General features: G+C 60.0%; 24 protein-coding genes and 2 tRNA genes. 11 read left to right on the top strand and 15 right to left on the bottom strand.

Annotated elements, in window-relative coordinates:
- Positions 1–5: 5 nt before the first annotated feature.
- The gene (locus FZX09_RS09535) at positions 6–500 is read right to left on the bottom strand and encodes a Ycf66 family protein (protein ID WP_226402266.1); all 495 of its coding nucleotides are present in this window, start codon (positions 498–500) and stop codon (positions 6–8) included.
- 54 nt (positions 501–554) lie between these two features.
- Between FZX09_RS09535 and FZX09_RS09530 the strand changes: the two genes are divergently transcribed.
- Positions 555–636, top strand: a tRNA-Leu gene (locus FZX09_RS09530).
- Between the two features lie 54 nt (positions 637–690).
- Positions 691–1,722, top strand: coding sequence for a beta-carotene hydroxylase (gene crtR, locus FZX09_RS09525; protein ID WP_226402445.1), 1,032 nt, complete (start codon positions 691–693; stop codon positions 1,720–1,722).
- Between the two features lie 7 nt (positions 1,723–1,729).
- Here the strand turns inward: crtR and gatC are convergent, their stop codons facing one another.
- The 4 genes from gatC to FZX09_RS09505 are packed head-to-tail and all read right to left on the bottom strand — an operon-like array spanning position 1,730 to position 3,768.
- Positions 1,730–2,023 carry an Asp-tRNA(Asn)/Glu-tRNA(Gln) amidotransferase subunit GatC gene (gatC, locus tag FZX09_RS09520; protein ID WP_226402264.1) on the bottom strand — a complete coding sequence of 98 codons (294 nt, stop codon included), beginning with the start codon at positions 2,021–2,023 and terminating at the stop codon, positions 1,730–1,732.
- Entirely contained in the window at positions 2,020–2,808 is a 789-nt protein-coding gene (locus FZX09_RS09515; RefSeq protein WP_011363316.1) for a creatininase family protein, read from the bottom strand. The genes gatC and FZX09_RS09515 overlap by 4 nt, the downstream gene beginning before the upstream one ends.
- 43 nt (positions 2,809–2,851) lie before the next feature.
- Positions 2,852–2,995, bottom strand: a complete 144-nt coding sequence (locus FZX09_RS09510) for a hypothetical protein (RefSeq protein WP_226402262.1) — start codon at positions 2,993–2,995, stop codon at positions 2,852–2,854.
- Between the two features lie 41 nt (positions 2,996–3,036).
- Entirely contained in the window at positions 3,037–3,768 is a 732-nt protein-coding gene (locus tag FZX09_RS09505; protein WP_226402260.1) for a queuosine precursor transporter, read from the bottom strand.
- Between the two features lie 3 nt (positions 3,769–3,771).
- Here FZX09_RS09505 and FZX09_RS09500 point away from each other — a divergent pair, with 3 nt between their 5' ends.
- A complete protein-coding gene (locus FZX09_RS09500) occupies positions 3,772–4,437 on the top strand; it encodes a DNA-3-methyladenine glycosylase (RefSeq protein WP_226402443.1) in 666 nt (221 codons plus the stop codon).
- Entirely contained in the window at positions 4,434–5,483 is a 1,050-nt protein-coding gene (locus FZX09_RS09495) for an aspartate carbamoyltransferase catalytic subunit (protein WP_226402258.1), read from the top strand. The genes FZX09_RS09500 and FZX09_RS09495 overlap by 4 nt, the downstream gene beginning before the upstream one ends.
- Here FZX09_RS09495 and FZX09_RS09490 read toward each other — a convergent pair.
- The 5 genes from FZX09_RS09490 to FZX09_RS09470 all read right to left on the bottom strand — a co-directional run bounded on the left by FZX09_RS09490 (position 5,423) and on the right by FZX09_RS09470 (position 6,722).
- Positions 5,423–5,629 carry a hypothetical protein gene (locus FZX09_RS09490; protein ID WP_370624229.1) on the bottom strand — a complete coding sequence of 69 codons (207 nt, stop codon included), beginning with the start codon at positions 5,627–5,629 and terminating at the stop codon, positions 5,423–5,425. The genes FZX09_RS09495 and FZX09_RS09490 overlap by 61 nt on opposite strands.
- A 71-nt stretch (positions 5,630–5,700) precedes the next feature.
- A complete protein-coding gene (locus FZX09_RS09485; protein ID WP_255599814.1) occupies positions 5,701–6,105 on the bottom strand; it encodes a DUF565 domain-containing protein in 405 nt (134 codons plus the stop codon).
- A 153-nt stretch (positions 6,106–6,258) separates the two neighbouring features.
- Entirely contained in the window at positions 6,259–6,459 is a 201-nt protein-coding gene (locus FZX09_RS09480) for a hypothetical protein (protein ID WP_011363323.1), read from the bottom strand.
- Positions 6,460–6,503: 44 nt separating this feature from the next.
- A complete protein-coding gene (locus tag FZX09_RS09475) occupies positions 6,504–6,641 on the bottom strand; it encodes a hypothetical protein (protein ID WP_226402256.1) in 138 nt (45 codons plus the stop codon).
- Positions 6,642–6,649: 8 nt separating this feature from the next.
- Positions 6,650–6,722 (bottom strand) — tRNA-Ala (locus FZX09_RS09470).
- A gap of 45 nt (positions 6,723–6,767) precedes the next feature.
- Here FZX09_RS09470 and FZX09_RS09465 point away from each other — a divergent pair.
- Both FZX09_RS09465 and coaBC read left to right on the top strand, forming a co-directional pair.
- Positions 6,768–6,989 (top strand): DUF2555 domain-containing protein, encoded by a 222-nt coding sequence (locus tag FZX09_RS09465; RefSeq protein ID WP_038551345.1) that lies wholly within the window; start codon positions 6,768–6,770, stop codon positions 6,987–6,989.
- The gene (gene coaBC, locus FZX09_RS09460; protein WP_226402254.1) at positions 6,979–8,265 is read left to right on the top strand and encodes a bifunctional phosphopantothenoylcysteine decarboxylase/phosphopantothenate--cysteine ligase CoaBC; all 1,287 of its coding nucleotides are present in this window, start codon (positions 6,979–6,981) and stop codon (positions 8,263–8,265) included. The genes FZX09_RS09465 and coaBC overlap by 11 nt, the downstream gene beginning before the upstream one ends.
- On the opposite strand, the gene FZX09_RS09455 is transcribed toward coaBC, so the two are convergent.
- Entirely contained in the window at positions 8,238–8,507 is a 270-nt protein-coding gene (locus FZX09_RS09455; RefSeq protein ID WP_226402252.1) for a hypothetical protein, read from the bottom strand. The two genes, coaBC and FZX09_RS09455, sit on opposite strands and share 28 nt — an antisense overlap.
- 156 nt (positions 8,508–8,663) lie before the next feature.
- Here FZX09_RS09455 and FZX09_RS09450 point away from each other — a divergent pair, with 156 nt between their 5' ends.
- From FZX09_RS09450 to FZX09_RS09430, 5 genes are all read left to right on the top strand, one after another.
- Positions 8,664–9,494 carry a photosystem II manganese-stabilizing polypeptide gene (locus tag FZX09_RS09450; RefSeq protein WP_226402250.1) on the top strand — a complete coding sequence of 277 codons (831 nt, stop codon included), beginning with the start codon at positions 8,664–8,666 and terminating at the stop codon, positions 9,492–9,494.
- A gap of 105 nt (positions 9,495–9,599) precedes the next feature.
- Positions 9,600–10,772, top strand: a complete 1,173-nt coding sequence (gene sat, locus FZX09_RS09445; RefSeq protein ID WP_226402248.1) for a sulfate adenylyltransferase — start codon at positions 9,600–9,602, stop codon at positions 10,770–10,772.
- Between the two features lie 44 nt (positions 10,773–10,816).
- Positions 10,817–12,667: an ATP-dependent zinc metalloprotease FtsH gene (gene ftsH, locus FZX09_RS09440; RefSeq protein WP_226402246.1), complete on the top strand. Its 1,851-nt coding sequence runs from the start codon at positions 10,817–10,819 to the stop codon at positions 12,665–12,667.
- Complete coding sequence (locus FZX09_RS09435) at positions 12,639–13,340, top strand: bifunctional 4-hydroxy-2-oxoglutarate aldolase/2-dehydro-3-deoxy-phosphogluconate aldolase (RefSeq protein WP_226402244.1); 702 nt, start codon at positions 12,639–12,641, stop codon at positions 13,338–13,340. The genes ftsH and FZX09_RS09435 overlap by 29 nt, the downstream gene beginning before the upstream one ends.
- Before the next feature lie 62 nt (positions 13,341–13,402).
- The gene (locus tag FZX09_RS09430; protein WP_226402242.1) at positions 13,403–13,870 is read left to right on the top strand and encodes a hypothetical protein; all 468 of its coding nucleotides are present in this window, start codon (positions 13,403–13,405) and stop codon (positions 13,868–13,870) included.
- Positions 13,871–13,889: 19 nt separating this feature from the next.
- On the opposite strand, the gene aroC is transcribed toward FZX09_RS09430, so the two are convergent.
- Genes aroC through FZX09_RS09410 form a run of 4 tightly spaced genes read right to left on the bottom strand, consistent with a single transcriptional unit; the run spans position 13,890 to position 16,160 of the window.
- Positions 13,890–14,984, bottom strand: a complete 1,095-nt coding sequence (gene aroC, locus FZX09_RS09425) for a chorismate synthase (RefSeq protein ID WP_226402240.1) — start codon at positions 14,982–14,984, stop codon at positions 13,890–13,892.
- A gap of 39 nt (positions 14,985–15,023) precedes the next feature.
- Positions 15,024–15,482 (bottom strand): cupin domain-containing protein, encoded by a 459-nt coding sequence (locus tag FZX09_RS09420; protein WP_226402238.1) that lies wholly within the window; start codon positions 15,480–15,482, stop codon positions 15,024–15,026.
- Positions 15,479–15,754 (bottom strand): aspartyl/asparaginyl beta-hydroxylase domain-containing protein, encoded by a 276-nt coding sequence (locus FZX09_RS09415; protein WP_226402236.1) that lies wholly within the window; start codon positions 15,752–15,754, stop codon positions 15,479–15,481. Before FZX09_RS09415 ends, FZX09_RS09420 begins: the two co-directional genes overlap by 4 nt.
- A complete protein-coding gene (locus FZX09_RS09410) occupies positions 15,702–16,160 on the bottom strand; it encodes a hypothetical protein (protein ID WP_226402234.1) in 459 nt (152 codons plus the stop codon). The genes FZX09_RS09415 and FZX09_RS09410 overlap by 53 nt, the downstream gene beginning before the upstream one ends.
- Between the last annotated feature and the right edge of the window lie 277 nt (positions 16,161–16,437).

Raw genomic sequence — 16,437 nt, 5'->3', positions numbered from 1 at the left:
GATTATCAGTCTTCGCCCTCTGGAGATGTGACCTCATCTGCTTTGGCTGATGCGGTGTCGCTTGCGTCAGTGGTTTCAGGGGACTCGGGACGCACCCATTTTTTGCCCGTAACCCCTGATTTCCCAGCCGGTTTGAGTTGTTTGGCGATGCCGCCAATGCCCTCGCCTACCCGGCCTGTGGTGATCAAAAGTTGTTGAAGGCTTGTGCGCCAATGATCGAGTGAGGTGAACCGCTGCTGCTCGGTTTCGCTGAGGCTGTTCCAGCGGGCCTGTCCGACCTCGGAGCCCAAGCGTGCAATCAACAGACCGGCGCAGAGAACAGCAAGCATCGGCGCTCCCCGCAGCCGGTCCGTGCTGGTGACCAGAACGAGGCCCAGCAGCAACACCACCGCGCCCCAGACGCCATCGCGGGGGCGGCTGAGTTCAACGGCTAGAAGGGGAAGCAGCAGGAGTGCCAGGCCGAGCAGGAGGCACAGATCGCCGCTGAGGGTTGCAAGCATCCGTGGTGTGGCGGTCTGCTTCCATTCTGGTGCGATCTATAAAGTCGGTGTGTTGCCCACCTGGCGGAATTGGTAGACGCGCTGGTTTTAGGTACCAGTGGCTTTGGTCGTGGGGGTTCAAGTCCCCCGGTGGGCATTCATTTCTCTACCGTGGTTCGGGATCCTTACAGACTTGTTGCCTGACCTCCGGATGCACCAGAGCACTGCTCAACAACAGCAGCCTCGTCCGGTTGGAGTGGGCTACCGATCGGTTCCGCGCGAATTCGTTGATCCACCGGCCGTCTGGAACCCCACTGTTGGGCTCTTTCTTGGGGGTTATGCCCTGGCGGCTCTGACCATCTGGGGCTGGTTTGTGGCGGCTTTGCCCCTGCCTGTGCTGCTGTGCACAGGCTTTTTGGCGCTGCACTTGGAAGGGACGGTGATTCATGACGCCTGCCACAACGCGGCCCATCCCAATCGATGGATCAATCAGGCCATGGGCCATGGCTCTGCGCTGTTGCTTGGGTTTAGCTTTCCCGTCTTCACGCGGGTGCATCTTGAGCATCACGCCCATGTGAATGACCCGAAGAACGACCCGGATCACATCGTCAGCACGTTCGGGCCGCTCTGGCTGATCGCTCCGAGATTTTTTTATCACGAGTGGTTTTTCTTTCAGCGTCGTCTCTGGCGCCGCTGGGAGTTGATGCAGTGGGGGCTGGAGCGCAGCATTTTTGTGGTGATCGTTCTGGCGGCGGCACGCTTTGACTTCCTGCCGTTCATTTTCAATTGCTGGTTTGCACCTGCCCTGATGGTCGGCGTGACGCTGGGTTTGTTCTTCGACTACCTCCCGCATCGGCCGTTCACCTCCCGCAATCGCTGGACGAATGCCCGGATCTACCCCGGCAGGTTGATGAACTGGCTGATCATGGGTCAGAACTACCACCTAGTTCATCACCTCTGGCCATCCATTCCTTGGTTCGAATACAAACCGGCCTACGAGGCCACCAAGCCTCTGCTTGATTCCAAGGGATCTCCCCAGCGGTTGGGCATTTTTGAGACCCGCCGGGATGGGTACAACTTCCTCTACGACATCCTTGTTGGTGTGCGCAGCCACAAGCGCCGCAGCGGAAAGATGAGGCGAGCAGCCCGTTTCGTGCCAGGACGGGGGCTGCGCCGCCACTGGCTCGGTTTTGTTGACCGCATCGCGATTAAAACCGAGCCCAAGCGTTGGGTGTCCCGTTGAGTCGCGTTTAGTCAGCCAGGATTTTCGGAACCCGGAAGAAGTCACCCTCCCTTTGCGGTGCCTGATTGAGGATGTCCTCCCGAACGGGGGTCGGTTGCACTCCATCGGCCCGGGTGACGTTGGTCACCTCAACGGCTCGGGTGGTTTCCGGAACGCCTTCGGTGTCCACCTCCTGGAGCTGACCCACGTATTCGAGGATGGACTCGAGCTGACCGGTGTAGGTCGCGATCTTGTCATCGGGCAGATCGAGACGGGCGAGATGGGCCACTTTGCGGACGTCGTCGCTGGAAATCTGGCTCATGACTCGCCGAGGAACGTGCGCAGATCCTCGCTCAACGCGGTGGCGGCTGTCTCCAGCAAGGCGTCACCATGCTGGGCGGTGGCCAAGGAGGGGTGGGACCCCATGCGTCCATCGGGATGACGACGACGGAAGTCGTCCGGTCCATGAATGGGACCTGCCGGTGCGGGGTCGGGCAGCGGTCGTTGCTTGCTCTGCAGGCTCGGCTCCACTGCGAGAGTCACAGCGATTTCGCTAGGCGTAGCGTGATGACCTTCTTTGTCGCCATACAGATCGCGCGCCTGGCGCATCACGGGGCCGGCCATGAACCAGTTGGCCAGCCGACAACGCAGCTGCGGAGCAACCGGGAGATTGCGGGTGGTGGCGGTGCCGTGGGCCTGGGCAAAGGCGGCTTTGGCCGTCGCAATGTTGCCGCCGTGGCCATTGATCACGAACACCCGTTCGAAGCCATGCCGGCCCAGGGACAACACCAGGTCGTGCAGAACGGCCAAAAGAGTTGCCGGCTGCAGGCTCATCGTTCCCGCGAAACCAAGGTGGTGTTCCGCCATGCCGAAGGCCTGGGCTGGGGTGACCAAAACGCCGGTGCGACGTCCCACCTCAAGGGCCACCGCTTCGGCGGTGAGGGCGTCGGTGCCGATGGCGCCAGTGGGGCCATGCTGCTCGGTGGATCCCAAGGGAATGATCACTCCCTTGCACCCTTGGAGGTAGCTCTCCACCTCAGGCCAACTGCGCAGGGCGAGGCGAATGGCGTCCGTGCTGTCGACAGGGCCGGGCGTTGCAGCGGTCATTCAGGCTGAACCAATGCCCTGATGATCGCTCAACTTCAGCCGATCAGTGGGCGGTGCCGTTGCCGTCGTACTGATCGGTGTTGTAGTAGCCGCCGCGGGTTCCGAAGAATAGGCAGGCCAAGGGGAACAGCACAACGCTGGCGAGAAGCACCGTGCCGAGGTTGAAGCTGGAGGTGGTTGCGTCCATCACCTGGCCTGAACTGGACATAGCTTGGCGTCTATGCACCGCTAATGCATCGGTGATGTGGGTTCTGTTGTGAGTTCGCGTCCTTCTCCGGGAATCTCCAGCCACTCCCTCAGCCATCTTGTGAGCCAGATGAAGGGAAGTGTGTCGGTCAGCGCTGCCAGCACTTTGAATAGGTAGCCGCTGCCGATGAAGCTGAGCAGCTGCGGCAGCACGGACCGTTCCGGCTGTAAAGGAAGCACATGGGCGCCGTAATGGCTGATTAGCACCACTGCACTGGTGTCCACCAGCTGGCTCACCAGGGTGGAGCCGTTGTTGCGCAGCCAGAGCGCTTTCCCTTTCGTGAGCCGTTTCCAGAAATGAAACAGCCGCACATCCACAAATTGCGCTGTGAGATAGGCCACCATCGAGGCGCCAATCGAACCGAAGCTGAGCTGTTGAATCGTGCGAAAGGTGCTGTCGTCACTGCCGTCCATTGCGGGCAGCACGCCCCCAAGCCAAAGGATCAGCAGCACCCAGCCGTTGAGCAGCAGCCCGACCCACACCACTTGATTGGCTTTCTGTTCTCCCCAGATCTCACTGATCAAGTCAGTGCAGAGAAATGTGATTGGGTAGGGCAGTGCGCCAACAGCCACCACGATCGGCCAGCCGCCAATGCTGCCCAATTGAAGGAAGCGCGTCAGGCCCAGGATGTTGAGCATGCCCAGGGTCCCGAGGAAGAGGCCCGCCAGCACCAGAAACACCCCATCACGCCGTGCCTGGAGGTTGCTGTCCACAGCCTGCAAAGTTCAAGCTGGAACAAGCGTGGCCGCCAGTCGGCAGCCTGTCATCGGTTCGTTTCGCTTCCGCTCAATTTTTTTGCTCGTCCGGCTCAGATCGTGGGTCCTGATCTGGTGGGTTGCAGGTTGGTGAAACGCCAAGACAACGGCAGCCTGCTTTGGGGCGTGATCGTGGAAACCGAGGCCTATTCCCAGGACGACCCCGCCTGCCACGGTTATCGGCGCAGGACACCCCAGAACGAAACCCTGTTTGGTGAGCCAGGGCGGTTTTATGTGTATGTGAGTTATGGCATCCACCACTGCGTGAACGTGGTCACCGATCGGGGCGATTGGGCCAATGGTGTGTTGCTGCGTGCCGTGGCTTTGCCCGATGAACCCGAGAGGATTGCGGCAGGGCCCGGCTTGCTGGCTCGTCGTTTCGGGCTTGATCGCTTTGATGACAGCCGTCCGGTGACGGGCGAACATGAGGTGTGGATGGCCCCAAGGTCAGACACGTTTGCGAGCCAGGATCTTGTGACAACCACGCGGATCGGCATCACCCAGGGCGCTGCAACCCCATGGCGCTGGTATCTGCGGAGCAGTCGCAGTGTCAGCAGGCGAGCTTGTGGTGATCGCATGCCGCCCAAGTCACAGTGCTGGACGCCATCGCAGGAGCCGTCGTCATGAGTGGCTGGCCGCATCGCCACGTTCTTGATCTCGCGTCGTTTTCGCGAGAAGACTTTGCGGCGGTGCTTGATCTGGCCCAGCGGTTCCGCTCGCTTCCGATCACAGGTGCCCGGAAACTTCCCGCCTTGCAGGGACGTTTGGTGGCAACGCTGTTCTTTGAGCCCAGCACCCGAACCCGCAGCAGTTTTGAGTTGGCGGCAAAGCGTCTGTCGGCAGACGTGATGAGCTTTTCACCCTCCAGCAGCTCACTCAGCAAAGGGGAAAGCGTTCTAGACACGGCGCGCACTTACGTGGCCATGGGGGCCGACGTGTTGGTGGTGCGGCACCGTTCCACCGGTGTGCCACAGCAGCTGGCGCTGGATCTGCAGCAGATGGGTGAGCGCACCGTAGTGCTCAATGGGGGCGATGGACTTCATAGCCATCCCAGTCAGGGACTGCTGGATCTGCTCACCCTTGCCCGCTTTTTCTCTCCTCAGCACCCCATGCCGGAGGCCCTGCAAGGACGCCGGATTGTGATTGTTGGAGACATCCTTCACTCTCGGGTGGCCCGTTCAAATCTCTGGGCTTTGACGGCCTGTGGAGCGGATGTGGTGTTGTGCGGTCCTCCCAGCCTGGTTCCGGAGGATTTTGCGGCCTTCGTGGATGCGCCGCCCCCAGGTCTGCTGAAGGACCCGGTCCCGCAACGGGGCAAGGTCAGCGTGGTGCGACGCCTGGAGCATGCACTGCCGGGCGCCGATGCCGTGATGACCCTGCGGCTTCAGAAGGAACGGATGGGCCAGCAGTTGCTGACCAGCCTGGAGCGCTACCACCGCGATTTCGGATTAAGCCATGAGCGCATGCAGCTCTGCGGTGAGGAGGTTCCCGTTCTGCATCCCGGCCCGGTCAATCGCGGCGTCGAATTGAGTGGGTCGCTCTTGGATGACCCGCGCGTCAGCCTGGTGGAAGAGCAGGTCAGGAATGGTGTTCCCACTCGGATGGCTTTGCTCTATTTGATGGCAGCTTCTGAATCCGCGACTGAGGCCTCCTTGGTGTCGAGCAGCTCCTGAGTTTGAGGGAGGCCACTGAGTTGATGGGCGTAGTAATCCATCGCTGCCTTGAGGGCGGCATCGGGTTCGGCGATGGAGGGACATATGCCGCTGGCCATCGGGAAGTTGGCATCCTCAGCATCAAAGGCCAGATGCTGGCTTGCCATCTGCACCCCACCAGATTCTTTCCGAAGGGTATGAATGGCATTCTTGGCTGTCTGTTTTGGACGGTTCTGCTTCAGATCAGCTTGAACCCTTCGAGAAAGAGGCCGTAGAGAAAGCCGATGCGGCCGAGATCCAACAGTTGTTGGGGCAATTTCAGGGATGGTTCGGAACTGCGTCGTCGCCGAATCGTGAATTCAGTGCCAAGCACCACCAGCAGTGCAGCGACGGGGTCCATCTGCCCGAGTACGCCTGCAACCGAGGTGATGGCGCTGCCGACCAAAAAGCCAATCAACCCGGCAAGGGCCAGTAAGGACAATCGCCGCCAGGGATTGCGCGCCCAGTGATCCAGCCTCTCAAGTGCTGCACCAACGTTGGTTTGCAGCCGGGTTGATTGAAGCCGTCGCACGGCACAGGTTTCAGAGGGGAAGAGGCAGGGTCGAAACCAGTGATCCCCATCACCCGGCCATACCCCTGCCATCACCTGTTTACACCACCCCTGGACAATCTGCAGGCATCAGACACTACGGATAGGAGATTTCAATAAAAAACCCGGGGCAAGCCCGGGCCAGGTGATGGGGATTGGCGCAGCAAAGCCAGAGTTGCGGGCTTTGACAACGGCTTGCGCCGAAAGTTATTTGGACTCAGCTTTCGCTTTTCTGGACGCTTTGCCTTCGAGGAGCTCGAGCAGCGCTTCCATTTGTGCCATTACACCTCGAACTTCGCCTGCCTCGGGAAGCAGGCCGTCTTCCATCACTCCCTGGTGCATCTCACGCAGCTCTTGGCGGATGTAGCGCAGGTGGCTCACGACCTGCTCGCGCTTCGATTGCGACATCGGCTACGGGGGAGTTCAATAATCCTCTTTTACCTCATGGTGGGTCAGGTGCGGCGTGATGGTGCGCGACTTATCGCACCGGCTGCAGCGAGCAACGTGAAGGTGAGCAGGGCTGATGGTCGCGCCACGGTGCTGAACACCACAAGGGCAAATAAGCCAATCAGTGGCAGGCGACCACGCAAAAGCGCAATGGAGAATAGGGGATTCGAACCCCTGACCTCTGCGGTGCGATCGCAGCGCTCTACCAACTGAGCTAATTCCCCGGGAAGCCAACGCTAGCCGGCACGGCCTGCGTCAAACTGCAAGCAATGGCGTCTGAGGACGGCTCGATGCTCACGCAGGAACGGCTTGAGGCTTTTGACGAAGCGTCGACGGCTGAGCTCGCCCGCCGGCTGGAAGAGGACGACTACCCCTCTCCCTTCGACAGCCTTTCGGATTGGCACCTGCTTCGGGCGCTGGCCATCCACAGACCCGAACTGATCCTTCCGTACCACCATTTGGTGGACCAAGAACCTTTTGATGAAGACTGAGCAGGCGTCGCCACTCCGAGGGCGGCGTGTGCTGGTGGCCGTCAGCGGCAGCATTGCTGCTGTTAAGACTCCTTTGCTCGTCAGTGCGCTGATCAAGGCCGGCGCTGAGGTGCGCTGTCTTGTGACCACAAGTGGTGCTGCCTTGGTGAGTTCCGTCGCGCTTGCCAGCCTTAGTCGTCATCGCTGTTACCTCGAAGCAGACCAGTGGAACCCGGTTGCGTCGAGGCCGCTGCACATCGAGTTGGCGGAGTGGGCGCAGTTGACCATCGTCGCGCCCCTCAGTGCCAGCAGCCTGTCCCGCTGGAGCCATGGTTCAGCGGACGGGCTGCTCGCCAGCGTTCTGTTGGCAACGGAAGCTCCGGTCATTGCGGCTCCGGCGATGAACACGGCCATGTGGCGCCACCCTGCGGTGCAACACAACTGGCTGCAGATCCAATCCTTCCCTGGGGTGGTCCCCCTGTTGCCGGCGTCCGGTCTGTTGGCCTGCGATCGCGTCGGCGATGGGCGCATGGCCGACCCGCTGTTGATTGAGTTGGCGGCAGCGTCCGTGTTCAGCCGCGGCTTGGGCACTCTCGATGTGACCCTTGATTGGTCGGGGATGTCTGTTCTTGTTTCGGCTGGACCGACCCAAGAGTCCATTGATCCGGCCCGTTTCCTGAGCAACCGAAGCAGCGGTCGAATGGGGGTGCTTCTGGCACAAGCGGCACGCTTCCGGGGTGCCGCCGTTCATTTGGTGCATGGCCCATTGGATCTCCCCGACGCCTGGCTTGAGGGCCTGCAGTGCACTGCGGTGGAGAGTGCTGCTGAACTGGGTACAGCTCTGCAGTTGGCTCAGCCCCGATCGGATGTGCTCGTGATGGCTGCTGCCGTCGCTGACCTGCGGCGGGATGCTGCTCCTCCAAGCAAACTGGCCAAGCTGGAGCTTCAGCAGGCACTGACCTCCGGTTGGGCCGAGGTGCCTGACCTGCTGTCGAACTTGACCCGCCAACGGCGTCCTGGACAGTTGGTTCTAGGCTTTTCAGCGCTCACAGGTAGTGACGCCGATTTGCTGGAGCGGGCTGAAAGCAAGCGGCTAGCGAAGGGCTGCGATCTAATGATGGTGAATCCCGTGGACCGTGACGGTCAGGGTTTTGGGGATCAACCCAATGGGGGCTGGTTACTGGGAGACGGCTGGATACGGGAGCTGCCTGTGACTGCCAAGCTCTCTCTGGCCCATCAGTTGCTTGATGCTTTGGTGAAGGCTCGGGATCAGGCCGCGGCGTCGATGGAGTCCTGACCGAGCAGGTCGATGAAGGTGCGCAGCTGAAGCCTGGGGATGTACGGCCAACCGCCGTTTTTCTCCATCCCCTGCAGAAGTGTGAACAATTTCTGGCGGTTTTCAGGAAGGCTTTGGCGGAACGGACCGTCTTGAACGTCCCGATGCAGGGCTTCAAGCTCACGCAGCAGGGTTAGGAGTGCTTCTGGATTTCCCCTCAACTCCTCTGCTATCTCGCCCAGGGCGGCCAGTGCAGGAGCCATCCGCGCCTGGGTCGAATCGGGATCGTTGGGTATCAAGCGCTTTCGAAAAGTTGTTGAGAGCTGCAAAAGGCTAGCCCTGACGTCATTTTTCGCCCTGTAGGATCCGAATCTGACGGCATTCCGTCACCATTAGCGTTCAGCCGATTGGCTCCTTCCATGCGCATTCGTCCTCTGCTGGCCGTCGTGCTGGCGCTCTGCCTCGCGTTCTTCACCACGGCCTGTAGTGGCGACAGTGAAGCCGTTCAGCGTGGTGGATCCAATGTCACCTACGACGACATCCACAACACCGGCAAAGCCAACGATTGCCCCACGATTGGGGACTCAGCTCGTGGCTCGATTCCTTTGACAACCGGTGGCAGCTACGAGCTGCGTGAGATCTGCATGCACCCTGTGCAGGTTTATGCGAAGGAAGAGCCCAAGAACATTCGTCAGCAGGCGGAGTTTGTTGAGGGCAAGATCCTGACCCGTTACACCTCCAGCCTCGATTCAGTCTTTGGGGATCTGAAGGTGACGGAATCTGGACTGCAATTCCAAGAGAAAGGCGGCATCGACTTCCAGCCGATCACCGTTTTGGTGCCCGGTGGCGAGGAGTTCCCCTTCACCTTCTCCAGCAAGTCTCTTAATGCAACTGCTGATGGCTCGGCGTTGACCACCAGCACCGACTTTGAAGGCACTTATCGCACCCCCAGCTACCGCACCAGCAACTTCATCGATCCCAAGGGTCGGGCTCTGACCACCGGTGTTCAGTACGCCCAAGGCCTTGTGGCACTTGGCGGTGATGACGAGCAACTCGAGAAGGACAACAACAAGCGCTACATCGATGGCGTGGGAACCATGAGTCTCTCCATCACCAAGGTGGATCCTGAAACCGGTGAATTCGCTGGTGTGTTCAGCGCTATCCAACCTTCCGACTCCGACATGGGTGGTCGTGAAGTGGTCGACATCAAGATCACTGGTGATCTCTACGGCCGCCTTGAAGAGGCCTGATCAGGCTCACCACAACAGGTTGAAAGGGGGCTCAGGCCCCCTTTTTTGTGGTCCATTGCAATCTTTCGGCGATCTGGGAGAATCTCCCGATCTTTCCCCGAAGTCATGACCGCCAGTGCTTCCGCTCCCGCCGAGCGATCCGGTGTGATTGCTCCCTATGGCGGAACGCTGGTCGATCTGATGGTGGCCGATGCGGATCGTGCCGCTGTGAAAGCCACCGCGACCAAAACGATCGAGTGTTCCGATCGCAACGCCTGTGATGTGGAGCTGCTGTGCGTTGGTGGCTTCTCTCCTCTGCGTGGCTTCATGCACCAGGAGGACTACGACGCTGTGGTCAGTGGTCATCGTCTGGCTGCGGGGCAGCTGTTCGGTCTGCCGATCGTGATGGACACCGACCGCGATGACGTGGTGGTGGGTGACAAGCTGCTGCTGACTTACAAGGGCCAGGATCTGGCGGTCCTCGAGGTGGAGGACAAGTGGGAACCCAACAAAGTGGCTGAAGCCAAGGGCTGCTATGGCACCACCTCCATCGAGCACCCTGCGGTTCGGATGATCACGATGGAGCGCAAGTGCTTCTACTTGGGTGGAAGTCTCAAGGGTCTTGCTCTGCCCGAGCGGGTGTTCCCTTGCAAGACCCCGGCTGAGGTGCGTGCAGGCCTGCCCGAAGGCGAGGACGTGGTGGCGTTCCAGTGCCGCAACCCCATTCACCGTGCTCACTACGAACTGTTCACCCGTGCCCTGCATGCACAGAATGTGAGTGATAACGCCGTGGTGCTCGTTCATCCCACCTGTGGTCCCACCCAGCAGGACGACATTCCTGGTGCTGTTCGCTTCCAGACCTATGAGCGTCTGGCGGCTGAAGTGAACAACGACAGCATTCGCTGGGCCTACCTGCCCTACGCCATGCACATGGCTGGTCCGCGTGAAGCGCTCCAGCACATGATCATCCGCCGCAACTACGGATGCACCCACTTCATCATCGGACGCGATATGGCCGGCTGCAAATCGTCTCTGACTGGTGACGACTTCTACGGCCCTTACGACGCGCAGAACTTCGCTAAGGAGTGCGCTCCCGAGCTCACGATGGAAACGGTTCCTTCCTTGAACCTTGTCTACACCCAGGAAGAGGGCTACGTGACGGCGGAGCATGCCGAAGCCCGCGGCCTGCACGTGAAGAAGCTCAGCGGCACTCAGTTCCGCAAGATGCTTCGTGGTGGTGAGGAAATTCCCGAATGGTTCGCCTTCAAGAGCGTGGTTGAGGTGCTCCGCGCCTCCTGAAGGCAGAGAACCGGTTTAACATTCCTTCATCTGCTAGGCGACCTGTGAACAAGCGTTGGCGAAATATCGGGCTCGGGGCCCTTTTGGTTTTGGCGATCGTCGTGCTTGCACCAGCGTTCGTTGGTGGCGGCGGTGGTAGCCAGCCCCAGGTGAACACCATCCGCTACAGCGAGTTCGTTGAGGCGGTGAAGGATGACCAAATCAGTCGTGTGCTGATTTCTCCTGATCAGGGCACCGCTCAGGTGGTTGAAAACGACGGGCGTCGTGCCCAGGTCAACCTTGCTCCCGATCGTGAGCTGCTTGGTTTGCTGACCGAACACAGCGTCGATATCGCTGTGCAGCCCTCCCGTCAGACCCCTGGCTGGCAGCAGGCCGCTGGAAGTCTGATCTTCCCGATCCTTCTGTTGGGCGGACTGTTCTTCCTGTTCCGGCGTGCCCAAGGCGGCGGCGGTGGTAATCCCGCGATGCAGTTCGGCAAAAGCAAGGCACGGGTTCAGATGGAGCCTTCCACTCAGGTGACTTTCACCGATGTGGCCGGCATTGAAGGAGCAAAGCTTGAGCTGACCGAGGTGGTCGACTTCCTAAAGAACCCTGATCGCTTCACGGCCGTCGGCGCCAAGATCCCCAAAGGGGTTCTGCTTGTGGGGCCTCCCGGCACCGGCAAGACCCTGCTCGCTAAGGCCGTGGCTGGTGAAGCAGGTGTTCCCTTCTTCTCCATCTCTGGCTCAGAATTCGTCGAGATGTTTGTTGGCGTTGGTGCCAGCCGTGTTCGCGACCTGTTCGAGCAAGCCAAGAAAAATGCTCCCTGCATCGTCTTCATCGATGAGATTGACGCCGTTGGTCGTCAGCGTGGTGCAGGCCTTGGCGGTGGCAACGACGAGCGCGAGCAAACGCTGAACCAGCTCCTGACGGAGATGGATGGTTTCGAGGGCAACACTGGAATCATCATCGTGGCGGCCACCAACCGCCCGGACGTGCTGGACGCAGCCCTAATGCGCCCCGGTCGTTTTGATCGTCAGGTCACCGTTGATCGCCCTGACTATTCCGGACGCCTACAGATCCTCGGAGTTCACGCTCGCGGCAAGACCCTCGCTAAAGACGTCGATCTCGACAAGGTTGCCCGTCGGACACCGGGTTACACCGGCGCTGATTTGGCCAACCTTCTCAACGAAGCCGCCATCCTTGCGGCCCGTCGCGAACTCACCGAAGTGAGTAACGACGAGATCAGTGATGCCATTGAACGGGTGATGGCGGGTCCTGAGAAGAAGGACCGAGTGATGAGCGAGCGTCGCGCCCGCTTGGTTGCTTTTCACGAGGCTGGTCATGCCCTCGTGGGAGCTCTGATGCCGGATTACGACCCTGTTCAGAAGATCTCCATCATTCCCCGCGGTAACGCTGGCGGTCTGACCTTCTTCACCCCCAGTGAAGAGCGGATGGAATCGGGCCTGTATTCACGGGCCTACCTTCAGAACCAGATGGCCGTTGCTCTTGGCGGCCGGGTGGCTGAAGAGATTGTTTATGGCGAAGACGAGGTCACCACAGGTGCCTCCAACGACCTTCAGCAGGTTGCTTCAACGGCGCGTCAGATGATCACCCGCTTCGGAATGAGCGACGAACTGGGTCCTGTTGCCCTTGGGCGTGCGCAAGGTGGGATGTTCCTTGGACGCGACATCGCTGCGGAGCGTGACTTTTCTGAGGAAACCGCCGCGATGATCGACAAAGAGGTGTCTGAGCTGGTGGATGTTGCCTACAAGCGCGCCACCAAGGTTCTTGTCGACAACCGAGCCGTTCTGGATGAATTGGCTGAAATGCTCGTTGAGCAAGAGACTGTTGATGCTGAAGAGCTTCAGGAGCTGCTGATCAAACGTGACGTCCGGGTCGCCGAATACGTCTGATTTCGATTCGTCTTCCAACCCTTGGCTGGTGCGGCAGGAGCTCTTCGTGGCATCCCTGCAGCATCAGCCTCTTTTGTTGGTGATTCGTCCTGAGCCAGACGACCTCGAGGCTTCAGGCTCGGGGTCTGGCTTGTTGGAGCAAGTGCAGCAGCTTCATGCTGCAGGACTGCGACATCTCGAGGTGGCCTGGCTTGACCAGCCAGGCTGGATGGGGTTTATGCAACGGGTGCAGGACCATTGCCCTGAATTGAATCTGGGAGCGGCCTCTGTGACGGTTGCCAAGGCGCTCAGCGATCTATCGCGGCTTGATCTCAGCTATGCGATGGCGCCTTGTTGGTGCCCGGAGCTTGTTGAGCGGGCCCGAGGGCTTGGGGTCTTGCTGGTGCCTGGTGTCTTCAGCCCCACGGAGGTCCATCAAGCCATGCGGTTCGGCTGTCGTGTTGTCAAGCTGTTTCCTGCCGTCAACCTCGGGCCGGGGTATTGGGGCCGCTTGCAGGCACCCCTCGGCCCCCTGCCCTTTGTGATTGCAGCTGGTGGTCTTGAGGTGGGCGATCTCCCTGTATGGCTGGAGGCTGGGCATGGCGCTGTGGCTTTGGGCCGCAGGGTGGTGGGTTCGCCGCCCGCCTTCCAGGCACTTCTCGACTGGTTGCATCAATCGACAAGCCAGTGTTGATGCCAACGACTGGTCGACGTGCGTCCAAGATGCTACAGATGAGATAGCTATCTAACTGCGTCATGTCGCAGCTCACGATCAAGCTCAGCGACAAGGCCGATGCCCTGATCGCTCAGCTTCAGAAAGAGATTTTCAATCGCCGGCGCAAGAAGGTTTCGGCCGCAGGGGTTGTGGAGACTCTGGTGGAAAGCGGTGCGAAATCGCAGTCCGACAAGCGTTTTGCCACGTCCTGGACCAATCTGATCAAGGACATCGAGAAGGCGGCCAAGCTGTCCTATGCCCACGGCAGCAAACCATCCACCCTCAGTGACGAGGAGTGGGCCTTGGTGTTGAGTCATCGCAGCCGTGGGGCGACCGGTCGTGCTCGCCGGACGGTGAAGAAAACGATGGCTGCCAAGAAACCAGCCTCAGCAAAGGCTCAGGCCAGCAAAAAGCCCGCTCGACGCACCCGGACCCGCAGCGCGGCAAAGACGAAAGCGGCCGCAGCGGCGATGAGCTCAAACGCCAGCACAGCGGTGGGTTCCGTTTGATCTGACTTGAGGGTGGTGCTCACCAAAGGCTGCATTGCCCCTGCTGCCTCAGCAGGTGATCAGCCAGAACGAGTGCCACCATCGCTTCAACCATCGGCACGGCCCGAGGCAGAACGCATGGGTCGTGCCGTCCTTTCCCTGCGAGTGTGGTGGCCTTGCCATCGGAATCGATGGTCTGCTGCTCTTTGCGGATCGTGGCCGTTGGCTTGAAGGCCACCCGGATCACAATCGGCTCACCATTGCTGATCCCCCCCTGGATGCCACCGGAGTTGTTGGTGGCGGTCTTCAGCCGGCCATCGTCGCTCGGCATAAAGGCATCGTTGTGTTCGCTGCCCCTTAACAGCGTTCCATCGAAACCGGAACCAATTTCAAATCCCTTGGTGGCCGGCAGCGACATCACAGCTTTGGCGAGGTCGGCTTCGAGTTTGTCGAACACCGGCATGCCCAGACCAATCGAGGGATGGCGCACCACGCACTCGATCACCCCGCCGCAGGAATCACCCTCGCGGCCAATGGCTTCGATGCGCTCAATCATCCGCTCAGCGATCGCTTGCTCCGGACACCGAACGATGTTGGCCTCCACATCGCCCAGCTGAACCTGCTGCGGGTCGATGCCTGAGGCTTCGATTGTGTGGATCCGCCTCACCCAGGCCAGGATTTCAGTTCCTGCTGCTTGTTTCAGCAGCTGCTTGGCAATCGCACCAGCAGCGACACGGCCGATGGTTTCCCGCGCTGACGCACGTCCTCCACCGCTGCGTGCCTGGATCCCATACTTCGCCTGGTAAGTGGCATCGGCATGGGATGGGCGGAAAGCGACCGCCATGTCCTTGTAATCCCCTGGTCGTTGGTCCTTGTTCCGAACGACCATGGCGATCGGGGTGCCAAGTGTGGTTTCGCCATCCAGCAGGCCACTGAGAATCTCCACCTGGTCCGCTTCCTTGCGCGGCGTGGTGATGTGGCTTTGGCCTGGCTTGCGTCGATCCAGTTCGGCCTGAATCGACTCGACGCTGAGGTTGAGCCGTGGTGGACAGCCCTCAACAATCACACCCACCCCTCCCCCGTGGGATTCACCGAAGGTGCTGATCCGGAAGAGGTCGCCGAAGCTGCTGCCCATGGCCATTGATCGATGTGGTGAGGCTACGAAGCCATTGGTTCAGATCAACTCCGGATGGGGCAATTTCGGGCGTTCTGTCGTGGGTTGCTGCCGCGCCATCTCGAAATCACAGAAGTCAAACCCCGGCCCCACACAACAGCTCACCAGGGAGTAGTCACCCAGACTCCTTGCCGCCTGCCAGGCGTTGGCGGGAACCACTTTGACGGGGTTGGATGCATGCAAAGCATCACGTTGCAGCCCTGTGCCGTCGGCCTGGCACTGAAAGAGCTCCAGCATTGCCCCATCAATATGTGTCCAGACTTCGTCTCCACCGATCACCCGATGCCAGCAACTGATGGCATCGCCGGGCAGCAAAAACAGAATGGCCGTCAGGGCAGATCGCTCGGCACCGTCCTGTCGTTGAACTTGGTCTGGGCTGCGATGTAACTCCCGGTACCAGCCCCCCTCCGGATGGGGCATCAAGCCGAGGTGCTGGATCAGTGTTTGCGTCTGATTCATTGAAGCCCTGCACGCCCGCGCATGTTCTGCACGTGTTGCCAGATCTGGGCCACCCAAAGAAAGATCGAGCTCATGCCCATCAGCCAAAACGGTTGGTCTTTGCGAAAGACGTCGAACAGCAACACCACCCTTGGCTGGCTGGAGCGATTGATGGCGGAGTGCATGAAGGTGTCCTCCCAGAGAAATCCTTCACCTTCCTGCAGGTGATAGCTCTGGCCATCAATCGTCAGTTCGCAGGAACTGCGATCGTCGCCAAAATCCTCTACGTACAACGGCAGCTGAAACAACGTCAGGGTGATGCTTGAGAAAGCTACGCAGGGACGGGCTCCGCGCCTGATTGGCGGGGTAGTTGTAGCCATAGCCCCGTAAGGGCAGCATCCCCCAGATCTTGCGGTCGAATTCATACAGCGTGAGCTGTTGCTGCATGATGTCGTGGTCGGCGGGCAAGCGTCCCGAGAGGGCTACTTCCAGAGTTTCCTTACGGATCTGCTGGTACGACTCCAACAGTTGCCGATGGGCTGGGAAGCCGACGTTCGCTGGAACGACAGCAGGGTTGTGCAGCGATTGCTCGTAGCACCAGCGTGCGACCTCACGCCAGAAGCGGTAGTGCCATGGCCCCCAGCGGACCACGCGTTGGATGGGGGTGCGTTGTTTCCGCTTCGCCTTTGGGCTGCTCACGCTGTGCCGGCTTTCTTGATCGAGGAGCTTTGCATGCTGATCTCGATACGGAGGGGTTGGGTGGACCTGTGTGGCGGTGATTGGAATAGTCGTTCCAGGCAGTGTTGGCGATACCTGATCGCGGTTGATCGGACTCAACAAATTGCATGCCCAACAAAAAGCCCCCTCCGAGGAGGGGGCTTTCCGATTCAGTTGATCTGAATCGTTTGTTGATTCCAGATCAACCGATGGCGGGAGCCTGCAGAGCCACAGGAGTGGACTCAGCAGCAGCCAGGTC

The sequence above is a fragment of the Synechococcus sp. MU1643 genome (genome assembly GCF_020514095.1).
GTDB lineage: Bacteria > Cyanobacteriota > Cyanobacteriia > PCC-6307 > Cyanobiaceae > Parasynechococcus.
This window is presented reverse-complemented; position numbering and strand designations above follow the sequence as displayed.

What these genes read in the sequence shown, in the direction of transcription:
- FZX09_RS09535 (WP_226402266.1), bottom strand. Translation starts at nt 500, where the DNA reads ATGCTTGCAACCCTCAGCGGCGATCTGTGCCTCCTGCTCGGCCTGGCA.
- crtR (WP_226402445.1), top strand. Translation starts at nt 691, where the DNA reads ATGCACCAGAGCACTGCTCAACAACAGCAGCCTCGTCCGGTTGGAGTG.
- gatC (WP_226402264.1), bottom strand. Translation starts at nt 2,023, where the DNA reads ATGAGCCAGATTTCCAGCGACGACGTCCGCAAAGTGGCCCATCTCGCC.
- FZX09_RS09515 (WP_011363316.1), bottom strand. Translation starts at nt 2,808, where the DNA reads ATGACCGCTGCAACGCCCGGCCCTGTCGACAGCACGGACGCCATTCGC.
- FZX09_RS09510 (WP_226402262.1), bottom strand. Translation starts at nt 2,995, where the DNA reads ATGGACGCAACCACCTCCAGCTTCAACCTCGGCACGGTGCTTCTCGCC.
- FZX09_RS09495 (WP_226402258.1), top strand. Translation starts at nt 4,434, where the DNA reads ATGAGTGGCTGGCCGCATCGCCACGTTCTTGATCTCGCGTCGTTTTCG.
- FZX09_RS09490 (WP_370624229.1), bottom strand. Translation starts at nt 5,629, where the DNA reads ATGGCAAGCCAGCATCTGGCCTTTGATGCTGAGGATGCCAACTTCCCG.
- FZX09_RS09485 (WP_255599814.1), bottom strand. Translation starts at nt 6,105, where the DNA reads ATGGCAGGGGTATGGCCGGGTGATGGGGATCACTGGTTTCGACCCTGC.
- FZX09_RS09480 (WP_011363323.1), bottom strand. Translation starts at nt 6,459, where the DNA reads ATGTCGCAATCGAAGCGCGAGCAGGTCGTGAGCCACCTGCGCTACATC.
- FZX09_RS09465 (WP_038551345.1), top strand. Translation starts at nt 6,768, where the DNA reads ATGGCGTCTGAGGACGGCTCGATGCTCACGCAGGAACGGCTTGAGGCT.
- coaBC (WP_226402254.1), top strand. Translation starts at nt 6,979, where the DNA reads ATGAAGACTGAGCAGGCGTCGCCACTCCGAGGGCGGCGTGTGCTGGTG.
- FZX09_RS09455 (WP_226402252.1), bottom strand. Translation starts at nt 8,507, where the DNA reads ATGGCTCCTGCACTGGCCGCCCTGGGCGAGATAGCAGAGGAGTTGAGG.
- FZX09_RS09450 (WP_226402250.1), top strand. Translation starts at nt 8,664, where the DNA reads ATGCGCATTCGTCCTCTGCTGGCCGTCGTGCTGGCGCTCTGCCTCGCG.
- sat (WP_226402248.1), top strand. Translation starts at nt 9,600, where the DNA reads ATGACCGCCAGTGCTTCCGCTCCCGCCGAGCGATCCGGTGTGATTGCT.
- FZX09_RS09430 (WP_226402242.1), top strand. Translation starts at nt 13,403, where the DNA reads ATGTCGCAGCTCACGATCAAGCTCAGCGACAAGGCCGATGCCCTGATC.
- aroC (WP_226402240.1), bottom strand. Translation starts at nt 14,984, where the DNA reads ATGGGCAGCAGCTTCGGCGACCTCTTCCGGATCAGCACCTTCGGTGAA.
- FZX09_RS09420 (WP_226402238.1), bottom strand. Translation starts at nt 15,482, where the DNA reads ATGAATCAGACGCAAACACTGATCCAGCACCTCGGCTTGATGCCCCAT.